At 69.4% G+C, this 19036-nt stretch carries 19 protein-coding genes; 11 read left to right on the forward strand and 8 right to left on the reverse strand.

Annotated features, from left to right (window positions below):
- Positions 1-6: 6 nt before the first annotated feature.
- On the forward strand, positions 7-594 hold the full coding sequence (locus ACN26Z_RS21420; RefSeq protein WP_421464686.1) for an HAD family hydrolase: 588 nt from the start codon (positions 7-9) through the stop codon (positions 592-594).
- 326 nt (positions 595-920) lie between these two features.
- A complete protein-coding gene (locus ACN26Z_RS21425; protein ID WP_421464687.1) occupies positions 921-1991 on the forward strand; it encodes a winged helix DNA-binding domain-containing protein in 1071 nt (356 codons plus the stop codon).
- On the opposite strand, the gene ACN26Z_RS21430 is transcribed toward ACN26Z_RS21425, so the two are convergent.
- Complete coding sequence (locus ACN26Z_RS21430; protein ID WP_421463151.1) at positions 1975-2388, reverse strand: hypothetical protein; 414 nt, start codon at positions 2386-2388, stop codon at positions 1975-1977. The genes ACN26Z_RS21425 and ACN26Z_RS21430 overlap by 17 nt on opposite strands.
- A gap of 144 nt (positions 2389-2532) precedes the next feature.
- Between ACN26Z_RS21430 and ACN26Z_RS21435 the strand changes: the two genes are divergently transcribed.
- A complete protein-coding gene (locus ACN26Z_RS21435; RefSeq protein ID WP_421463152.1) occupies positions 2533-3546 on the forward strand; it encodes an NAD-dependent epimerase/dehydratase family protein in 1014 nt (337 codons plus the stop codon).
- A gap of 208 nt (positions 3547-3754) precedes the next feature.
- Here the strand turns inward: ACN26Z_RS21435 and ACN26Z_RS21440 are convergent, their stop codons facing one another.
- Positions 3755-3946 carry a DUF397 domain-containing protein gene (locus ACN26Z_RS21440; protein ID WP_421463154.1) on the reverse strand — a complete coding sequence of 64 codons (192 nt, stop codon included), beginning with the start codon at positions 3944-3946 and terminating at the stop codon, positions 3755-3757.
- Positions 3933-4739, reverse strand: a complete 807-nt coding sequence (locus ACN26Z_RS21445) for a helix-turn-helix domain-containing protein (protein ID WP_421463156.1) — start codon at positions 4737-4739, stop codon at positions 3933-3935. The genes ACN26Z_RS21440 and ACN26Z_RS21445 overlap by 14 nt, the downstream gene beginning before the upstream one ends.
- Before the next feature lie 313 nt (positions 4740-5052).
- Between ACN26Z_RS21445 and ACN26Z_RS21450 the strand changes: the two genes are divergently transcribed.
- Positions 5053-5349 (forward strand): hypothetical protein, encoded by a 297-nt coding sequence (locus ACN26Z_RS21450; protein ID WP_421463157.1) that lies wholly within the window; start codon positions 5053-5055, stop codon positions 5347-5349.
- Entirely contained in the window at positions 5346-5600 is a 255-nt protein-coding gene (locus ACN26Z_RS21455; RefSeq protein ID WP_421463159.1) for a flavin reductase, read from the forward strand. Before ACN26Z_RS21450 ends, ACN26Z_RS21455 begins: the two co-directional genes overlap by 4 nt.
- A gap of 64 nt (positions 5601-5664) precedes the next feature.
- Here the strand turns inward: ACN26Z_RS21455 and ACN26Z_RS21460 are convergent, their stop codons facing one another.
- Entirely contained in the window at positions 5665-6423 is a 759-nt protein-coding gene (locus ACN26Z_RS21460) for an IclR family transcriptional regulator (RefSeq protein ID WP_282237618.1), read from the reverse strand.
- 162 nt (positions 6424-6585) lie between these two features.
- Here ACN26Z_RS21460 and ACN26Z_RS21465 point away from each other — a divergent pair, with 162 nt between their 5' ends.
- The 6 genes from ACN26Z_RS21465 to ACN26Z_RS21490 all read left to right on the forward strand — a co-directional run bounded on the left by ACN26Z_RS21465 (position 6586) and on the right by ACN26Z_RS21490 (position 14386).
- On the forward strand, positions 6586-7770 hold the full coding sequence (locus tag ACN26Z_RS21465) for a fumarylacetoacetate hydrolase family protein (RefSeq protein ID WP_282237617.1): 1185 nt from the start codon (positions 6586-6588) through the stop codon (positions 7768-7770).
- The gene (locus ACN26Z_RS21470; protein ID WP_421463161.1) at positions 7767-9290 is read left to right on the forward strand and encodes an aldehyde dehydrogenase (NADP(+)); all 1524 of its coding nucleotides are present in this window, start codon (positions 7767-7769) and stop codon (positions 9288-9290) included. Before ACN26Z_RS21465 ends, ACN26Z_RS21470 begins: the two co-directional genes overlap by 4 nt.
- 48 nt (positions 9291-9338) lie before the next feature.
- Entirely contained in the window at positions 9339-10679 is a 1341-nt protein-coding gene (locus ACN26Z_RS21475) for an ABC transporter substrate-binding protein (RefSeq protein WP_421463162.1), read from the forward strand.
- Between the two features lie 77 nt (positions 10680-10756).
- A complete protein-coding gene (locus ACN26Z_RS21480; protein ID WP_093407206.1) occupies positions 10757-11698 on the forward strand; it encodes a carbohydrate ABC transporter permease in 942 nt (313 codons plus the stop codon).
- Entirely contained in the window at positions 11698-12576 is an 879-nt protein-coding gene (locus ACN26Z_RS21485) for a carbohydrate ABC transporter permease (protein ID WP_421463164.1), read from the forward strand. The genes ACN26Z_RS21480 and ACN26Z_RS21485 overlap by 1 nt, the downstream gene beginning before the upstream one ends.
- 82 nt (positions 12577-12658) lie before the next feature.
- Entirely contained in the window at positions 12659-14386 is a 1728-nt protein-coding gene (locus ACN26Z_RS21490; RefSeq protein WP_421463166.1) for an IlvD/Edd family dehydratase, read from the forward strand.
- Between the two features lie 54 nt (positions 14387-14440).
- Here the strand turns inward: ACN26Z_RS21490 and ACN26Z_RS21495 are convergent, their stop codons facing one another.
- From ACN26Z_RS21495 to ACN26Z_RS21510, 4 genes are read right to left on the reverse strand one after another with little or no spacing between them, the layout of a single operon-like run.
- Positions 14441-15649 (reverse strand): ABC transporter ATP-binding protein, encoded by a 1209-nt coding sequence (locus tag ACN26Z_RS21495; protein WP_282237612.1) that lies wholly within the window; start codon positions 15647-15649, stop codon positions 14441-14443.
- A gap of 10 nt (positions 15650-15659) precedes the next feature.
- Complete coding sequence (locus tag ACN26Z_RS21500; protein WP_164448176.1) at positions 15660-16493, reverse strand: carbohydrate ABC transporter permease; 834 nt, start codon at positions 16491-16493, stop codon at positions 15660-15662.
- A gap of 1 nt (position 16494) precedes the next feature.
- Positions 16495-17475, reverse strand: a complete 981-nt coding sequence (locus ACN26Z_RS21505; protein ID WP_421463169.1) for a carbohydrate ABC transporter permease — start codon at positions 17473-17475, stop codon at positions 16495-16497.
- Positions 17472-18761 (reverse strand): ABC transporter substrate-binding protein, encoded by a 1290-nt coding sequence (locus ACN26Z_RS21510; RefSeq protein ID WP_421463171.1) that lies wholly within the window; start codon positions 18759-18761, stop codon positions 17472-17474. The genes ACN26Z_RS21505 and ACN26Z_RS21510 overlap by 4 nt, the downstream gene beginning before the upstream one ends.
- Positions 18762-19036 lie beyond the last annotated feature (275 nt).

The following is a 19036-nucleotide window of genomic DNA, read 5'->3' on the forward strand; positions in this document are numbered from 1 at the left end:
CCGGTGATGCTGCCCCTGCCGAACGGCGAGTTCCAGGCGTACCTGTTCGACTGCGACGGCACGATCGTCGACTCGATGCCCCAGCACTACATCGCGTGGCGGGACACCCTCGACCGGTGGGGCTGTGCCTTCCCCGAGGACCTCTTCTACGCCTGGGCCGGGCGACCGACCGCGGACATCGTCGTCGCCCTGAACGAACAACACGGCCTGGACATGCCGGTGGAGACGGTCGTCGCGCACCGGGAGACGCGTTTCCAGCAGCTACTGCCCACCGCCGCCGGCATCCCCGGTGTGCTGCGGCACATCGACGACGCGCACGGACGCATCCCGTTCGCCGTGGTCTCCGGCAGCACCCGGGAGGCGGTCACCGCCTCGCTGGACGCGCTGGGCATCCTCGACCGGTTCGACGTGTTGGTCTGCGCGGGCGACTACGCCCGTCCCAAGCCCGACCCGGAGCCGTTCCTGCGCGCCGCCGAACTGCTCGGCGTACCGCCGCGGTCCTGCCTGGTCTTCGAGGACGCGGACCTGGGCATCGAGGCCGCGACCGCAGCCGGCATGGCCGCCGTCCGGGTGCCGCAACCCCGTCGGGGCTGACCGCGAGCCCGCCCCGGCTTGCTCAAGATATCCGCAAGTTGCGTGGTTCACAGTTCTCGAACAGGTAGGAAAACGTCATCCTGTTGACACCGGTGCCGGCATTTCCGTAGCCGCCCTCACACCGGTCGACCTGAACGGGGGATCGCGCTCCGCCACCAACGATGTTGGCGTAGCGCGATCAGGGGGAACCGCCCGGTGTTCCGGCCCGATCGGTGTTGTCGGTGTCAGCACCTATGCTGCCGTCGACCACCGAAAGGAAGGCGGCCGACGTCGTGGCACCTCCCGGCACGATCGCGCTGAGCGGCTCCGAGGCCCTCGCGCTGCGGATGACCAGCCTGCTGCTGCGCCCCCACCCCACCGCCGCCGCGCCGACGACGGTGGCCGACGTGGTGGAGTGGTTCGGCGCCATGCAGGCCCAGGACCTGGCCAGCGGCATGTGGTCGCTTGGCGTACGGCTGCCCGGGTCGACCCACGTCGACGTGCACGCCGCGTTGGAGCGTCGGGAGGCACTGCGGACCTGGCCGATGCGCGGCACCATCCACCTGGTGCCGGCCCGCGACGCCCGCTGGCTGCTGGAGCTGACCGGCGTACGCGCGCTCGCCGGTGCGGCGAAGCGACGTGAGTTTCTCGGCCTGTCGGAGGCGGAGGCGGACCGCGCGGCCGATGTACTGGGTGGGATCCTCGCCGGTGGCGGTCGGCTGACCCGCACCGAGTGCGTGGCCGCGCTGGTGGCGGCCGGCATCGACGGTGCTGGGCAGCGCGGCTACCACCTGCTGTGGTACGCGGCCCAGCGCGGGGTCACCTGCATCGCCCCCAATGTCGGCACCGAGCAGACCTTCGCGCTGCTCGACGAGTGGGCACCTGAACAGCGAAAGCTCGACCGCGACGAGGCGCTGGCCACCCTGGCGCTGCGTTACTTCCGCAGCCACGGCCCCACCACCCGGCAGGACTTCGCCGGCTGGACGGGCCTGACCGCTGCCGACGCCAAACGCGGCATCGCCGCCGCCGGTGCGGATCTGACCACCGTTCTGGTCGACGGCGTCGAGGCGGTGCTGCACACCCCGCTGCTGGACGCACCCCGCGCCGTGGTGGACGACGTGCTGACCCTGCCCGGCTTCGACGAATACCTGCTCGGCTACAAGGACCGCGCGCTGATGCTCGACCCCGAGCACAAGCAGGCCATCATCCCCGGCGGCAACGGCGTCTTCCAGGCCACCGTCGTGGTAGGCGGTCGGGTGGTCGGCACCTGGAAACGCAGCCTGACCAAGACCCGCGTCACTCTCACCGTGAAACCGCTGGCCGACCTCGGCCCGGCCCGCCGCGAGCAGATCGAGCAGGCGCTACACCGGTACGCCGACTTCCTCGCCCTGCCGCCCCGGGTCAGCTGGAGCGACTGAACTGCGGGTACCGTGAGCCGGCGACGGCGGCCAGGCCGGCGAGCCCCGCCAACACCGCGACCGGCCCGCCCGGTCCGAGCGACGGACGGACCGCGGGGACGACCGGGCCGAGGAACACGTCGGCGTAGGTGGTCATGACAGCGACTGCGGCCACGATCGTGACGACACCGAGCCCACCGGCCACCAGCGGCAGCCACCCTCGCCGACCCGGGTCGGCGATCGTCCACGCGGTGACCACGTTGAGCAGGACGGCCGCGCCGACGTACCAGGCCCATCCCGGAAACTCGGTGAGGCGGACGGCCCGGTCTCCGTACCAGGCCCAGGGCAGGCCGAAGACCGCGACGAGGGTGCCTCCCGCGCCAGCGACGGCGGCGGCCCGGATGACGACCTTCGACATCATGTCTTCCCCCGGATGCGCGGACCATGACGCGTGCAGGATAGGGCGTGCCTCCTTCGGCGCTGGTCAGCGAATCCGCCCGGCCGTTCTGCCCACGGCAGAGATCCTTGGCCGCGCCGCGCCACCACTGCTTGGCTGAGTGCCATGCAGACACTGGTGCTCGGCGGAACGGCATGGCTTGGGCAGGAGGTGGCCCGGCAGGCCGTCGCTCGGGGACACGCCGTCACCTGCCTGGCCCGTGGGGAGAGCGGAGCGGTGCCGGACGGCGCGACCCTGGTCGCGGCAGACCGCCGCGACCCGACAGCGTACGACCGGTTGCGCGACCGGGACTGGGACGTCGTCATCGAGGTGTCGTGGCAGCCCGGCTTCGTCCGGCAGGCCCTGCGCGCGCTGGGCGACCGGGCCCGGCACTGGAGCTACGTCTCGTCGGTCAGCGCCTACGCCAGCCACGACACACCCGGCGCCGACGAGTCGGCGGCCACCCTCCCGGCGACGGTCCACGAAGAGGTCGACCGTGCGGAGTACGGCGAGGCGAAGGTGGCCTGCGAGCAGCTCTCCACCACCGAGGTCGGCGACCGGTTGCTGGTGGCCCGGGCCGGGTTGATCGGCGGCCCCGGCGACCACACCGATCGCTCCGGCTACTGGGTCGCCCGTGCCGCCCGCGCCCCCGAGGCGCCGATGCTGGTACCCCGTACCCCCGATCTGCCGACGCAGGTGGTGGACGTGCGCGATCTGGCCACCTGGCTGCTGGACAGCGCCGCGGCCGGGACGGTCGGCACGTTCAACGTGGTCGGTCCGGTGGTGCCCTTCGGTGAATGGGTCGCCCTGTGTCGTGCCGTCGGCGGGCACACCGGCCCGGTGGTCGACGTCGATGCCGACTGGCTGGTGGCCCAAGGCGTGGCCCAGTACATGGGCCCTGAGTCGCTGCCGATGTGGCTTGTCGAGCCGGGCTGGTCCGGCTGGTCGGCGCGTGGCGGGGCGGCGGCGGTCGCCGCCGGGCTGCGGCACCGGCCACGCCCAGACCTGCTGGCGGACATTCTTGCGTGGGAGCGCGAGGCGGGGCTGAACCGTGACCGGCGCGCCGGCCTGAGCGCCGGCCGAGAGGCCGAACTGCTCGACGCCCTGGCCCAATCGAACGGCCCCAGGTCAGCCCCCTAAGGCCTGCCGCCGGACGCTGACGCCGTAGCTGGCCGAGAACGGCGACAACATCGGGGATGTTGTCGCGTCAAGCCACCGCGAGGCAGCAACATCCCCGTAGTTGTAGGCGGCCCGGCGGGCGTCACCGGCGAGCAACGTACCTCCCGGCGCTTACTCACAGCGCTGCGCCATGTCGGCGTGTCGCGCTGCCAACGGCAAAGCGCCCGGGTCAGATCCGATCGCAGAGCTGGGTGACGAATGCACGCCACGCGGACGGGGCGAAGGTCAGCGCGGGACCGTTCGGGTTCTTCGAGTCGCGGACACCGACGACGCCGGGAAGATTGTCGGCAACCTCAACGCAGTTGCCGCCGCTCGCGCCGCTGCGGCTGCTTTTGCGCCACCGGGCGTTACTGAGGTCCATGATGGCTCTCTACTTCCTTCAACAGGTCGATGGACTGCCGGCGTGGTAGCGCCTCGTTCCGGACACTCTCCCACCTCGCTTGAAGGGAAGCCACATCATCATCCTTGTCGACGACGTCCCCGCCGAGCTGATTTTCAAGGTGGCCGACCCAGACACCGTTGCGGGACCGCGCCAGCGCGAACGGCCCAGACAGCCCGACGTGCAGGCCGCTGCAAAGAGGGATCACGTGCACGTGAACGTGCGGAAGCTCGGCCAATGCGATCAGGTGGGCAACTTGCTGGGCCATGATCCCGCCGAGGTCGTCGCCAGTACGGCGAACTGCCGCCTCGTCCAGCACGGCGACGAATTGCGGCGGGCGTTCGCCGGTCAGGATCGCTTGCCTGTCGATACGTGTCTTGACGCGCTGCTCGACCTCGTCATCGGTCAGGCTGTCCACGGTCCGAAGTACCGCACGGGCATAGTGCTCCACCTGTAGCGGGCCCGGGATCAGGTTGGGCTCGAAGTAGCGGAGCTGCGTCGCACCGCGCTCGGCGTCGAGCCATGGCAGGAACCAGGACGGTGTGCCGAGCTTCGTCGCCAGCCGCTCGAACAGGCCACCGTTGCTCAGCGCGCGGTCGGCACCTCGGGCGAAGTCCAACGTCAAGGCCCGAGTACCGCCCTCAACAGCGCTGACGTGGGAGGCGCTGAAGCCGGCGCCGCGCCCGAATGCCTCTTGGGTCATGCCGGCCGCGCCCCGTGCCCGGCGGATCTCGCCCACGATGAAGGACGCCACGGGGTTCGGCATGTCAGGCATTCAAGGCTCCCCACACTGAAGGTCAACTACCCACGTCGCCACGGAGTCAGCGGCCGTTTCGCCAGCTCAGCCCGGACAGCGAAAGCACCTTCCGAGAGTAACGGCCTCCATACCAGAGTGTCACCAGCGGAACCGCAGGCGTGGCACGGCCCGTCGGCGGGACCAGCACGGGGCCGCCCGACGGGCGAGCACTCTCGCGCGGCCCTCCCCCAACTCCGTGTCGACTGAGGAGGCCCGCCGTGCCCGTCCCGAAGCCCACCACCGTCGTACCCGCGTCCCGCCGGCCGGCCCGGCCCGATCGTCGCCATGTCGGGTGACGCGGGAGGACGGCACGCCGTTGGTCTCCCCCGGTGTGTACCTGCTGGACCGGGCGGCTTCCCCGCAGTTCGCCAGCCCGATCCTGGTGCGGGTGATCCGCGAGCTGCCAGACCGGCACCCGCCGTACGGCTGGACCTGGGTCGACTGCTATCAGCTCGATCGGCACGGCGACGCGACGGAGAAGCGGCAGTTGTTCGTGATGCCGCAGGGTATGCGTCCGGTGCGCCTGGCACCGGTCCCCTACGCCACGCGTCGGCGCCCGCCCCTCCCCGCCGCGCGGGCCGGAGGGTGAGCAGCGGCCCGGTCGAGCACGTCGCGTCCCGTCCCACGTGGCGCTGCCGGGCCTGCGGGACCGCCTGGCCCTGTTCCCCGGCGAAGCTGCGTCTGCTCGCGGAGTACCGCGACAACATGCCCGGCCTGATGGTCTATCTGGTGACCTTGCGCGAGGAGGCCGCCGAGCAGCTCGCCGGGCTGGGCGGCAGCGAGCCGCCGACCGACCTGCACCGCCGCTTCACCGACTGGGTGCCGGCCCGGCCCAGATGAGCCGCCCGCCCCGGGTCCGCGCACTCCCCCGACGCGGGCCCGGGGCGGGCTCCACCGCTCGGGCTCAGCCGAGGTCGGCGGGGTGGCCGAGTTCCCGGGAGATCTGGTTCGCGGTGTCGAGCAGCAGCGGGAGGCTCTCCTTGAGCTGGTCGAGGCTGGCGATGACTTCGATCGCGGTCATCGAGGCGGCGGCGATGACCTGCCCACGCGAGTCCCTGATCGGCGCCGCCACGCACATGACGTACGTGTCGTGTTCGCCGTTGTCGACGGCCCAGCCCTGGTCCTTGATGCGGAGGAGTTCGGCGTCGAGAGACTCGCGGTCGGCGTACGTGGTGGGGGTGAATCGTTCGAAGACGACGTGGGAGAGGAGGCGGTCGCGTTCCTCTGTGGGCAGGTACGCCAGGATCGTCTTGCCGACGGCGCTCGCGTAGATCGAGACCGCCCGCCCGATCCGTGACGGCAGCTTGACCGCGTCGAAAGCGGGACTGTCGACCTTGTCGATGTAGATGATCTCGTCGCCGGTCAGCTGCGCCAGGTGCACGGTGTGGCCGGTCTCGCGCTGAAGCGCACGCAGGGGCGCGGCGGCGAACTGGCGCAGGTCCATCGAGCCCAGGGCGAGTTCCGACAGTTCGATGATGCCGCTGCCGAGCACGTACGTCCCGGCACCGGTCCGGCGGACGAAGCGGGCCGATTCGAGTGTGTGGAGGATCCGCAGGGCGGTGGACTTGTGCACTCCCAGGACCTCCGCCGCCTCGGTGAGTGACAGCGGATGCTCCGCGGCGCGACGGATCAGGTCGACCGCCCGGCGAATCGATTGCGACAACGTCCTGTCTCCCTCCGCGCGGCGACCCGGGACGGCCGCCGGTTGCATCATATGCAATGTAGTCCGCCCTCAGCGCAACCGACTATTGACACCGTTGCACATGTCGCTACGATCGTTGCAGATTCCAGCTCGGCGACTCTGACCTGCGACAGGGGAGCGACGATGAGCAAGGAGCCCTGGTTCGGCAGTGCCGCCGAGGCGTTGCCGGACGACGTCGACCACAGCGTCCTCATCGGCCGGATCTGGGATCCGTCCGTGGACGGCCCCTCCCCGGTGACCGTTCGCGACGGCGACGTCATCGACCTCAGCCGCCAGTTTCCGACCGTCCGGGACATCTGCGAGCTGCCCGAGCCCGCCAAGGCCGTGGCCGGGTTGGACGGGCCACGGGTCGGCGGCTTCGACGAGCTGCTGGCCAACACCGGTGCCGCGAACCGGGACCGGAGCCGGCCCTGGCTGCTCGCCCCGGTCGACCTGCAAGCGGTCAAGGCCGCCGGCGTGACGTTTCCCGTCTCGATGATCGAACGCGTCATCGAGGAGCGGGCGCGGGGAGACCTGACCCTCGCGGCGGACATTCGTGGCCGGATGCTCGCGGACGTCGGTGCCGACCTGCACAGCCTGGTCCCCGGCTCGGTCGAGGCGGAGCGGCTCAAGGCCACACTGATCGCCGAAGGCCTCTGGAGTCAGTACCTGGAGGTGGGGATCGGTCCGGACGCCGAGATCTTCACGAAGGGTCAGCCGCTCTCCGCCGTCGGCACCGCCGTTCCGGTCGGCGTACTCGCCGCCTCGACCTGGAACAACCCGGAACCCGAGGTCGCTCTCATCGTCCAGTCCAGCGGTCGGATCGTCGGTGCCACCCTGGGCAACGACGTCAACCTGCGGGACGTCGAGGGACGGTCGGCGCTGCTGCTCCCCCGAGCCAAGGACAACAACGCCGCATGCGCGCTCGGTCCGTTGATCCGGCTGTTCGACGAGCGGTTTCCGCTCAGCCGGATACGCGAACTGGAGGTGGGTCTCCAGGTCCACGGGGTGGACGACTTCCACCTGACGGCGACCTCGGAGATGGCGCGGATGTCACGCGACCCGGCGGAGCTGGTCCGGCAGCTGATCGGCCCCCATCACCAGTATCCCGACGGCGCCGTCCTGATGCTCGGCACCATGTTCGCCCCCACCCAGGACCGCGAGCGCCCCGGTGAGGGCTTCACCCACAAGGTCGACGACGTGGTGCGGATCAGCTGCCCGGCGCTCGGCACCCTGGTCAACCGGGTGTGGCACGCGGAGCAGTGCGAGCCGTGGCGGTTCGGCGTCCGCGATCTCATGAGCAATCTGGCGAGGAGAGGACTGCTGTGAAAGTCACCACCACCGATCCGCGCGACGGCCGGCAACACCCGACGGATCTCACCGAGACGGACGAGGCTGGCGTGGCGACGATCGCCGGCCAGGCGTTCCGAACGGCACAGTGGCTGTCCGACCTGGGCAGGACCGGCAGGGCGCAGCTGCTGGACGCGGTCGCCGGCTCCCTGGAGTCCCGTCGTGCGGATCTGGTCGCGACGGCGGAGGCGGAGACCGGGCTGGGGCAGGCACGACTCGACTCGGAGCTGACCCGGGCGGCGATCCAGTTCCGGATGTTCGCGGCGGTGCTGCGCGACGGTGGGTACCTGGAGGCGGCCATCGACCACGCCGCCGACACGCCACTCGGACCCGGCCCGGACGTGCGACGGATGCTCGTACCCCTCGGACCGGTGGCCGTCTTCGGCGCCAGCAACTTCCCGTTCGCCTTCTCCGTCGCCGGGGGTGACACCGCCTCGACGCTGGCCGCCGGCTGCCCCACGGTCGTGAAGGCCCACCCGTCCCATCCGCTGACGTCGCGTGCCTCCGCCGACGCGATCGAGTCGGCCGTCCGCGACCTGGGTGGGCCCGACGGCGTGCTCGCGGCCGTGTACGGGGAGCAGGCCGGCCGGTCGTTGGTGCGCCAGCCGACGATCCGGGCGGCCGCCCTGACGGGCTCGATCGGTGCTGCCCGCGCCATCCAGGCGGCCATCGACGAACGCGCCGATCCCATTCCGCTGTACGCCGAGTTGGGCAGCGTGAACCCGATCGTCGTCCTGCCCGACGCGGCGGCCAGCCGGGGAGACCAGATCGCCGACGGGCTGTTCGCCTCCTTCACCGCCTCGGGCGGTCAGCTCTGCACCAAACCGGGGCTGGCGTTCCTTCCGGCAGACCCGGGCGGAGACCGGCTGGTCGACGCGCTCCGGGGAAAGGTCGCCGCCGCCGGCGGGATGGTGCTGCTCAACCAGCGCATCCGCGACGCGTACGAGAGCGGGGCCAACGCGTTGGAGAAGGCCGGCGCTCGCCTCGTCGCGCAGCCCCGGATCGACGCCGACGCGGGCTTCACGGTGGCGCCGACGCTGCTGGAGGTCGACCTGCCGGGCCTGACCACCGAGATCGCCGGCGAGTGCTTCGGCCCGCTGATGGTGGTGGTCCGCTACCGCGACGTCACCGGACTCGACGCCGCGCTGGCGACCGTGCCGCCGTCGCTGACCGGCTCAATCCACAGCGGACCGGGCGATGACACCGACGCCGTACGCAGGCTCGTCGACGTCCTCGCCGCCCGCTCCGGTCGCATCGTCTTCGACGGCTATCCCACCGGCGTCCGGGTGTCGTGGGCCCAGCACCACGGCGGTCCCTGGCCGTCGACGAATGCCGTGCACACCTCCGTGGGCGCCACCTCGATCCGACGCTTCCTGCGCCCGCTGGCCTGGCAGAACGCTCCGGAGTGGATTCTGCCCGCGGAGTTGCGAGACGAGTACACCGCCATTCCCCGCCGAGTCGACGGGAGGTGGATGTCAGGGATCGATCGCCAGCCCTGATGTGGACGCATGGAACCTCGCGCACCGAGCCCGAAGGGAACCACGTCAATGAAGACGAGACGAACACTCGCGACGGTGGCGATGCTCGCCGCCGCGAGCGGCCTGGTCGCCTGCTCCTCCGACGAGGGCGGAAGCGACGCGAGCAACTGCACGAACACCATCACCAAGCAGGATCTGCCGGTTGTCACGATGTGGGCCTGGTACCCCAACATGCAGCTGGTCGTGGACAACTTCAACAAGGCCAACAACGAGGTCCAGGTCTGCTGGACCAACGTCGGGCAGGGCGGCGACCAGTACGACAAGTTCCAGACGGCCATCTCCGCAGGCACCGGAGCACCCGACGTGATCATGGTCGAGATGGACCGGATCCCGACCTTCCAGATCCAGAACGCGCTCGTCGACATCAGCGGGTACGGCCTCGACGCGGTCCGGGCCAACTACGGCGACGGGGCCTGGAAGGACGTGTCGGTAGGCGACGCGGTCTACGGCGTACCTGTCGACGGCGGCCCGCTGGCGATGATCTACCGCAAGGACATCTTCGACAAGTACGACATCACCCCACCGAAGACCTGGGCGGAGTACGAGCAGGCCGCCCAGAAAGTGAAGGACGCCGGTGGACCGCTCTTCGGTGACCTCGGCGCGAACGTCCCGGCGCTGATGATGGCGCTCCAGATCCAGAAGGGCGCGGCCCCCTTCACCTACGATCCCGCCCAGCCGGAATCGATCGGGGTACGGCTGAACGACCAGGCGTCGAAGGACGTCCTGGACTACTGGGGCGGTCTGGTCCGCAAGGGCCTGGTCGGGACGCAGGACCAGTTCACCCCGGAGTACATCTCCGGAGTCATCAACGGCAACTACGCGACCTACATCTCGGCCGCCTGGGCGCCCGGTTACCTGACCGGCGCGGGCGTCGGTCAGGGTGACGACACCGGCACGTTCGCGGTGGCGCCGCTGCCGCAGTGGGATCCGAACAATCCGGTCCAGGTGAACTGGGGCGGATCGGCCTTCTCCGTCACCAGCCAGTCCAAACAGCCGGAACTCGCGGCCAAGGCCGCCTACGGTCTCTACGCCGACCAGGAATCGCTCACCGACGGCTGGACCAACCAGATCATCTTTCCGCTCAACCTGACCGCGCTCAACAATCCCGAGTTCGTCGATCTCAAGGTGGAATTCTTCGACGGCCAGCAGGCGAACAAGGAGGTGTACGTCCCCGCCGCCAACGCCTACCAGGGCGTCGTCTACAGCCCGTTCGGCCAGTACTACTTCGATGCCATGACCAAGCAGATCAGCGAGATGAGCGCCGGCTCCATCACCGGATCGCAGGCCGCTGACCGGCTCCAGGAAGACGTGACGAAGCACGCCACCGAGCAGGGATTCACCGTCCAGTGACCGACCGGGTGGGCCGTGCCGTCCTCCCCCGACCGGCCCACCCTCCACCCCCAGCGGCCCTCGTCCCGGAGCCCGAGATGACATCGTTGACCGAGAAGCGCGCACCGCGTACTCAGGATGAGAAGCGCAAGACCCGCGGCAAGACGCGCCGCCGTGAGCACCTGACCGGGTGGCTGTTCGTCGGGCCGTTCGGGGTCGTCTTCCTGGCGTTCCTCATCGCCCCACTGGCGTACGCGCTGTACCTCAGCCTGTTTCAGAAGAAGCTGATCGGTGGCACCAGCTTCGTCCTGTTCGACAACTACGTGAAGGCGTTCACCGACCCGAGCTTCCTGTCCGGAGCGTGGTTCGTCATCCGCTTCGCGCTCGTCGCCATCCCGGTCCAGATCGCCGTCGCGCTCGCCATGGCCCTCATCCTGGACGCGGTGACCTCGCTGTTCACCCGCTTCTCCCGCCTCATGATCTTCCTGCCGTACGCGATCCCCACGGTCATCGGGGCCGTGATGTGGGGGTTCCTGTACAGCCGGAGCTTCGGCCCGCTCACCGACGTCTTCGGGTTCTTCGGCGCCACCGCACCCGACTTCCTCAGCAGCAACCTGATTTTCTACGGCCTGTTGAACATCGTCACCTGGCAGTGGGCCGGCTACTACATGATCATCCTGTACGCGGCCCTCCAGGGCATCGACCCGACACTCTACGAGGCCGCCCGCATGGACGGCGCCGGACGATGGCAGGTCGCCCGGCGGATCAAGATTCCGCTGATCGCACCCGCGCTGATCCTGATCCTGGTCTTCTCGCTCATCGGCACCCTGCAGTTCTTCAACGAACCGCAGATCCTGCGATACCTGGCAGCCGGCACGATCGGGTCTGACTTCACGCCCAACATGTACGCGTACCAACAGGCGTTCGGGCTGGCCAACTTCAACTATGGGTCGGCGATCTCCTTCGCCCTCGGCGGAGTCGTCTTCGTCTGCGTCTACGCCTTCCTGTTCTTCACCCGCAAGCGGAGGAGCTTCCTCTGATGTCCGAGAGCGCCAGCGCCGGCCACCGCCGAGCGCACCGCCACCTTCCGCTGCAGATCCTGCTCGGCTTCCTGGTGATCTACTTTCTCGTGCCGTTCTGGTGGGTCGTCGTCAACAGCTCCAAGGACGCGCCGGGCCTGTTCGGCGGCGGCAACACCCTCTGGTTCGCCGACCAGGTCGACTACCTCGGCAACCTCAGGCAGTTGTTCACCTACGACGGAGGCATCTACCTGCGGTGGCTGCTGAACTCCACGCTGTACGCGCTCGCCGGTGGGATCGGCGCCACCGTCCTGGCGGTCATGGCCGGCTACGGGTTCGCCAAGTATCGCTTCGCCGCCCGGCGCTTCAGCTTCGCGGTCGTGCTCGGGGCGCTGATGGTGCCCGCCACCGCCCTGGTCATCCCGACCTTCATGATGTTCTCCCGGCTCGGCCTGACGAACACGGTCTGGGCCGTGATCCTCCCGTCGCTGCTCAATCCGTTCGGCGTCTACCTGATGCACGTGTACGCGCGCGACGCGGTCCCCGACGAGATCCTGGACGCGGCGCGGGCCGACGGCGCGGGAGAGGTACGGACGTTTCTCCAGATCGCCCTTCCGCTGATGCGCCCCGCGGTGGTCACCGTCCTTCTCCTGTCCGCGGTCGCGTCCTGGAACAACTACTTCCTGCCGCTCGCCATGCTCTCCGACAACCGACTCTTCCCGGTCACCGTCGGCCTCGGCCTCTGGCAGGGGGTCGCCTCCGCGAACAACGCGGGCGGCACCTCCCTGTGGAGCCTGATCATCCTGGGCTCCCTGGTATCGGTCATTCCACTGATCATCGCGTTCTTCAGCCTGCAACGACACTGGCGCGGCGGACTGTCCGTCGGGGGCCTCAGGTAGCCCGCCGCCGCCAACTGATCAACAGCTTGCCCCTCGACCGCCGCGTACGGCGCGGCCAGAGCTTTGACAGGAAGGTGTGCTGATGTCGATGACGAGTCGACCGCTACGCAGCGGCCAGTGGTTCGGTGCCGACGGCCGCAACGGGTTCGTTCATCGGTCCTGGATGCGCAACCAGGGGTTCGCCGACGACGTCTTCGACGGTCGACCGGTGATCGGCATCGCCACCACCTGGTCGGAACTGACCCCGTGCAACGCCCACCTGCGCGAACTGGCCGAATCGGTGAAGCGAGGCATCTGGGAGAGCGGCGGCCTGCCGCTGGAGTTTCCCGCGATGAGCCTCGGCGAACCCCTCATGCGGCCCACCACCATGCTCTACCGCAACCTGCTGGCGATGGAGGCGGAGGAGCTGATCAGGGCCAACCCCCTCGACGGCGTGGTGCTGCTCTCCGGCTGCGACAAGACCACGCCCGGCCTGCTGATGGGTGCGGCAAGCGTCGACCTGCCGACCCTGTTGATCACCGGCGGGCCGATGCTCAACGGCAAGTTCCGTGGCCAGGACATCGGGTCCGGCACCGCCGTCTGGCGCTTCACCGAGGACCTGCGGGCCGGCCGGGTGACCGCCGCCGACTGCGCCGAGGCGGAGGTCTGCATGTCCCGCAGCCGGGGCCACTGCATGACCATGGGCACCGCCTCCACCATGGCCTGCGTGACCGAGGCGTTGGGCGTCCAACTGCCGGGCGCCGCCGCGGTTCCGGCGGTCGACTCACGACGGTACGCGCTCGCCCACGCCGCCGGACGGCGCATCGTCGACATGGTCGACATGGATCAGCGCCTGTCCACGGTGCTCACCCGCGAGGCGTTCGAGAACGCCATCCGGGTCAACGCCGCGATCGGTGGCTCCACCAACGCCGTGGTGCATCTGCTCGCCATCGCCGGCCGCATCGGCGTGCCCCTGTCGCTTGAGGACTTCGACACCCTCACCGGAGACGTGCCCATGCTTGTCAACCTGATGCCGTCCGGGACGTACCTGATGGAGGACTTCGCGTACGCCGGTGGGGTGCCGGCGGTGATGGCGGAGATCGCCCCCTTCCTGCACCTGGACCAGATCACGGTCAGCGGGAAGAGCGTGGCCGACAACATCGACGGCGTCCAGTGCTGGAACCGGCAGGTCATCGGCACCCTCGCCGAACCCTTCCAGCCCGCCGGATCGGGCACCGTCGTGCTGCGTGGGTCGCTCGCGCCGTCCGGGGCGGTGCTGAAGGTCTCCGCCGCCTCGGCGCACCTGCTCACCCACACCGGGCCGGCGCTGGTCTTCGACCGGATCGAGGAGTACGTCGTCGCGGCGGACGACCCGGATCTCGACGTCACGCCCGACACCGTCATCGTGGTGCGCAACGCCGGGCCGCGCGGTTACCCGGGCTTCCCGGAGGTGGGCAACGTGCCCATGCCACGACGGTTGCTCGCCGACGGCGTCATGGACATGGTGCGGATCTCCGACGCCCGGATGAGCGGCACCGGGTACGGCACCTGTGTCCTGCACACGGCGCCGGAGGCGTCGGTGGGCGGCCCGCTCGCGCTGGTACGCACCGGCGACCTGGTCCGCCTCGACGTCCCGGCACGCCGCCTGGACCTGCTTGTCGACGAGGCGGAACTCGCCGAACGCCGCGCCGCCTGGCAGCCGCCGGGGCCGGCAGCCGATCGGGGTTGGGTACGCCTGTACAGCGAGCACGTGCAGCAGGCTGACAAGGGCGCAGACCTGGACTTCCTGGTCGGTGGCAGCGGCAGCGCGGTGCCTCGACACTCACACTGACCCGCACCTGCGGCCGGGTGCATCCGCAGTGGCAGGTGCACCCGGCCGGGCCGGTCAGTCGGCGAGGGTGCCGGCGGCGCGGCCCTCGTGCAGAGTGAGGTTGCGGCCGTCGGACGGGTCGAACAGGTGGATCTTCTCCAGGTTGAACCAGACCCGCCGGTCCTCGCCCTCGGTGACTGTCGACTCCGCCGACAACCGGGTGACCAGGTTCGACCCGGCACCGCTGAAGTCGGCCGCACCCGCGTCGGCGGCCAACTCCTCCAACTCGGCGGAGGTGGCCCGCTCCCCCTCGACGCTCAGGTAGACGTACTTGTCCGAGCCCATCGACTCGACGATGTCCACCGGGGCGGTGAACTCCATGCCCCGACGGCGGGTCTCCTCGTCGATCAGTTCGGCGTCCTCGAAGTGTTCCGGACGGATGCCGAGGATCAGCTCCCGAGGGGCGTCGGCCCCCTCCAGCTCGCGGCGGATCCGGTCGCCGATCGGCACGTCACCCAGGGCGGTACGCAGCGTGCCCTCCTCGACCTTGGCGGTCAGGAAGTTCATCGACGGCGAGCCGATGAACCCGGCCACGAAGAGGTTGTTCGGGTGGTCGTACAGCTCCTGCGGCGGACCGACCTGCTGCACCGCGCCACCCCGCATGATCACCACACGGTCGCCGAGGGTCATCGCCTCGGTCTGGTCGTGGGTGACGTACACGGTGGTGGTGCCGAGCTGCTTCTGCAGGCGGGACACCACGGTCCGCATCTGCACCCGCAGCTTGGCGTCCAGGTTGGACAACGGCTCGTCCATCAGGAACGCCTTGGGCTGCCGGACGATCGCCCGACCCATCGCCACCCGCTGCCGCTGCCCGCCGGAGAGGTTGGCCGGCTTGCGGTCCAGCAACGCGGTCAGCTCCAGGACCTTCGCCGCCTCCTCCACCTTCTGCGCGATCGTCTCCTTGTCGAGCTTGGCCAGCCGCAGCGGGAACGCCATGTTCTCCCGGACGGTCATGTTCGGGTAGAGCGCGTACGACTGGAACACCATGGCGATGTCCCGGTCGCGGGGAGCCTTGTCGTTGACCCGCTGCCCGCCGATGCGCAGCTCACCGGAGCTGATGTCCTCCAGCCCGGCGATCATGTTGAGGGTGGTGGACTTGCCGCAGCCGGAGGGGCCGACCAGGATGACGAACTCGCCGTCGGCGATCTCCAGGTCGACGTCCCGCACCGCCGTGGTGCCGTCCGGGAACTTCTTGCTCACCTTGTCGAGCACGATGTCAGCCACGAGTTACCACCTATCCCTTGACGGCGCCGGAGGTCAGGCCGGAGACGATGCGGCGCTGGAAGAAGAGCACGAACAGGATGATCGGTACCGTGATCACCACGGCGGCGGCGCAGATCGCGCCGGTCGGGTCCTCGAACTGCGAGGCGCCGGTGAAGAACGACAACGCCACCGGCACCGTGCGCGAGCGCTCGGTGGAGGTCAGCGAGATGGCGAACAGGAAGTCGTTCCAGCAGAAGATGAAGACCAGGATCGCCGTGGTGAACAGCCCCGGCGCGGCCAGCGGGGCGATCACCCGCCGAAACGCCTGCCCCTGGGTGGCGCCGTCCATCTTGGCGGCCTTCTCCAGGTCCCACGGGATCTGCTTGAAGAACGCCGACAGCGTGTAGATCGCCAACGGCAGCGCGAAGGTGATGTACGGCAGGATCAGGCCCGGCCAGGTGTCGAAGAGGCCCAGCTGCCGCTCGATCTCGAACAGCGGCGAGACCAGCGACACCTGCGGGAACATCGCGATAAGCAGCGAGACGCCGATCAGCAACCGCTTGCCGGGAAAATCCAGTCGCGAGATCGCGTACGCGGCCATCGCGCCGAGCACGACGGCGATCGTGGTGGCGATCAACGCGATGCCTATCGAGTTGACCAACGCTCGGACGAACTGGTCGGTCGCGAAGATCGTCCGGTAGTTCTCCAGCGTCCACTCTCGCGGGATGAACTTCCCGTCGGTGAGCGTCGCCGGCGTCTTGAACGACAACGACATGATCCACAGCACCGGGGTCAGCGCGAACACGACCACGGCGACGTCCAGCAGGCCCCAGCGCACCTTGGCCCGGGTGGTGGTGTCAGCCATGTCAGCGCCTCTCTCCGTCGTCGCTGCCCGGAGCAGCGGTACCGAACAACTTCACGAAGATGAATGCGATGATCGCCACGGTGATGAAGATCAGCACCGACATCGTCGAGCCGATGCCGAGGTTCAGCCCTCGGATCAGGTTGTTGTACGCGATCATCGACACCGACGAGGTCTCGTTGGCCCCCGACGTGAGCACGTAGATGTTGTCGAAGACCCGGAACGCGTCCAGGGTGCGGAACAGCAGGGCCACCAGGATCGCCGGCTTCATCACCGGCAGCATCACCTTGGTGAACCGCTGCCAGGCGGTCGCGCCGTCGGTGGAGGCCGCCTTGAGCAGATCCTCCGGCACCAGCGCCAGCCCCGCCATCAGCAGCAGCGCCATGAACGGCGTGGTCTTCCAGATCTCCGCCAGCATGATGATCGCCAGCGAGCTGGCCCGCTCGGTCAACGGCGCGCCGTCGGAGAACAGGTTGGCCAGGTATCCGGTGCCGGGCGTCCACGCGTACCGCCAGGAGAAGGCGGCCACGACCGTGACGATGCCGTACGGGATCAGCGCCGAGGTCCGGACGATCCCCCGCCCGACAAGCGTACGGTGCATGATCAGCGCGAGTCCCATGCCGAGCACCAGCTCCACGGCCACGGTGACCACCGTGATCAGCATGGTCACCCCGAACGCCGTCCACCAGAACTCGTTTGTGAGCACGGTGGCGTAGTTCTGCAGACCGATGAACTCCCGCTCGGCGGGGAACCTCAGGTCGTAACGCTGCAACGACAGCCACACCGAGTACAGGATCGGGTAGGCGGTCACCGCCAGCATGACCAGCGCCGCCGGGGCGCACAGCAGCCAACCCAGCCGGCGCTCGGCCCGCTTGTTCTCACTCAACGGCGGCTTGCCGCGCCGGTTGTCCCGCTGCCCGGGTACCGCGGCCCGCCGGCCGCTGCGGGTGTCGGTGCCGATGGTTCGCACGCGCTGCTCGCTCACGGCAGGACTCCCCTCGACTCCAGGGCGGCGGCGACCGCCTCGCGCAGCTCGTCGGCGGTCGCCTGCGGGTCGATCGCCGACGGCGGCGACAGGATCGCCGAGGTCACGGTCGAGATGCTCTGGTACGCGGGGGTCAGCGGTCGCACCGCCGAGTCCCGCAGCTGTTCGAGGATGGTCTCCTTCATCGGGTACGCCTCGTCCATCTCCGGGTCGTCGTAGACGCTCTCGATGGTCGGCGGCACCCCGTCGTTGATCGCGGAGAACTTCTGGTTCTCCGCGTTGCGCAGGCACCTGGCCGCCTCGAAGGACTCCTCCGGGTGCTCCGAGTACCGGCTCACGGCCAGGTTGATGCCGCCGATGGTGACCCGCCCCGGCGTGCCCTCCTCGACTCCCGGCACCCGGGCCCAGGCGACCTGCTCCGCCAGCTCCGGGTTGGCTTCCTGCATGGCCGGATAGACGAACGGCCAGTTCACCTGGAACGCACCGTTGCCGCTCTGGAACTCCAACCGCACCGGATCCTCGGTGGCGTTGCTGAACGACGGCGAGGTCACCCCGGAGGTGGCGAAGTCGCGCAGCACCTCAAGTGCCCGCACGGCGCCGTCGTCCACCACGGCCTCGGTGCCGTCGTCGTTGAGGATGTTGCCGCCCGCGCTGGCCACGAGGGTGTTGTAGAGGACCACGAGTCCCTCGTACTGGGCGCCCATGGTGAGCACCTGATGCGGCTGGCCCTGATCCCGCAGCCGCTGCGCCGTCGAGATCATCTCGTCCCAGGTGGTCGGCGGCTCGGGCACCAGATCCTTGCGGTACCACAGCAACTGGACGTTTGTGTGCTTCGGTGCGGCGTAGAGCTTGTCCTGGTACCGGGCGGTCTCCAGCGGGCCTTCGAGAGTGCCCTGCTCCGCCTCGGCGCGGTCCTGCCCGGTCCATTCGAGGATCCAGTCGGCGCTGGCGAACTCCTGAGTCCAGGTCACGTCGAGGCCGAGCACGTCCATGCCGTCGTCCTCGGCCGCGAGTCGGCGCACCATCTGCACCCGCTGCTCGTCGGCTTCCCGCGGCAACACCCGGTTGACGATGCGGTACCGCCCGCCGGCCTCGGTGTTGCACCTGTCGACCACCTGCTGCAGGTTCTGCTCCGGCGGGTAGTACAGGTTGATCGTGGGCACGCCGCCGTCGTCACCAGCGGCACACGCCGCCATCGGTGCCACCAGCGTCAGTGCCGCGGCCGTCGCCGCCATCCGTACGCGGGGCCGGCGTCGACCGCCAGCCGGATCACTCCGCTCGCTCATGACCCTCCCCTCGTTCTCGGCCAACAGCCGGGGAGGTCTCCGTGCCCCGGCGCACGGCGAGACGGTCAGGGCTTTGACCTGCTGCTTCGCACCCCTGCGTTTCGTGGCTGGAACACTGCCCGACGTGTGGAGCCGCGAAACCTGCCCGAGCCGAGACGCGCTAAACACCAAAGTGTGTGGCCCACGTCACGTGCTGGCAGTCGCACGGATCGCCGGGGCCGGCAAGCGCCGCTGACCACGGCCCGCGGCCTTCGGAGGCGGATGTCGGTTCCGGC

This window comes from Verrucosispora sp. WMMD703 (assembly GCF_049178935.1).
Lineage (GTDB): Bacteria > Actinomycetota > Actinomycetes > Mycobacteriales > Micromonosporaceae > Micromonospora > Micromonospora sediminimaris.

Coding starts and splice junctions, on each gene's coding strand:
- ACN26Z_RS21420 (WP_421464686.1), top strand. CDS start 7: ATGCTGCCCCTGCCGAACGGCGAGTTCCAGGCGTACCTGTTCGACTGC.
- ACN26Z_RS21425 (WP_421464687.1), top strand. CDS start 921: ATGACCAGCCTGCTGCTGCGCCCCCACCCCACCGCCGCCGCGCCGACG.
- ACN26Z_RS21430 (WP_421463151.1), bottom strand. CDS start 2,388: ATGTCGAAGGTCGTCATCCGGGCCGCCGCCGTCGCTGGCGCGGGAGGC.
- ACN26Z_RS21435 (WP_421463152.1), top strand. CDS start 2,533: ATGCAGACACTGGTGCTCGGCGGAACGGCATGGCTTGGGCAGGAGGTG.
- ACN26Z_RS21440 (WP_421463154.1), bottom strand. CDS start 3,946: ATGGACCTCAGTAACGCCCGGTGGCGCAAAAGCAGCCGCAGCGGCGCG.
- ACN26Z_RS21445 (WP_421463156.1), bottom strand. CDS start 4,739: ATGCCTGACATGCCGAACCCCGTGGCGTCCTTCATCGTGGGCGAGATC.
- ACN26Z_RS21465 (WP_282237617.1), top strand. CDS start 6,586: ATGAGCAAGGAGCCCTGGTTCGGCAGTGCCGCCGAGGCGTTGCCGGAC.
- ACN26Z_RS21475 (WP_421463162.1), top strand. CDS start 9,339: ATGAAGACGAGACGAACACTCGCGACGGTGGCGATGCTCGCCGCCGCG.
- ACN26Z_RS21480 (WP_093407206.1), top strand. CDS start 10,757: ATGACATCGTTGACCGAGAAGCGCGCACCGCGTACTCAGGATGAGAAG.
- ACN26Z_RS21485 (WP_421463164.1), top strand. CDS start 11,698: ATGTCCGAGAGCGCCAGCGCCGGCCACCGCCGAGCGCACCGCCACCTT.
- ACN26Z_RS21490 (WP_421463166.1), top strand. CDS start 12,659: ATGTCGATGACGAGTCGACCGCTACGCAGCGGCCAGTGGTTCGGTGCC.
- ACN26Z_RS21500 (WP_164448176.1), bottom strand. CDS start 16,493: ATGGCTGACACCACCACCCGGGCCAAGGTGCGCTGGGGCCTGCTGGAC.
- ACN26Z_RS21510 (WP_421463171.1), bottom strand. CDS start 18,761: ATGAGCGAGCGGAGTGATCCGGCTGGCGGTCGACGCCGGCCCCGCGTA.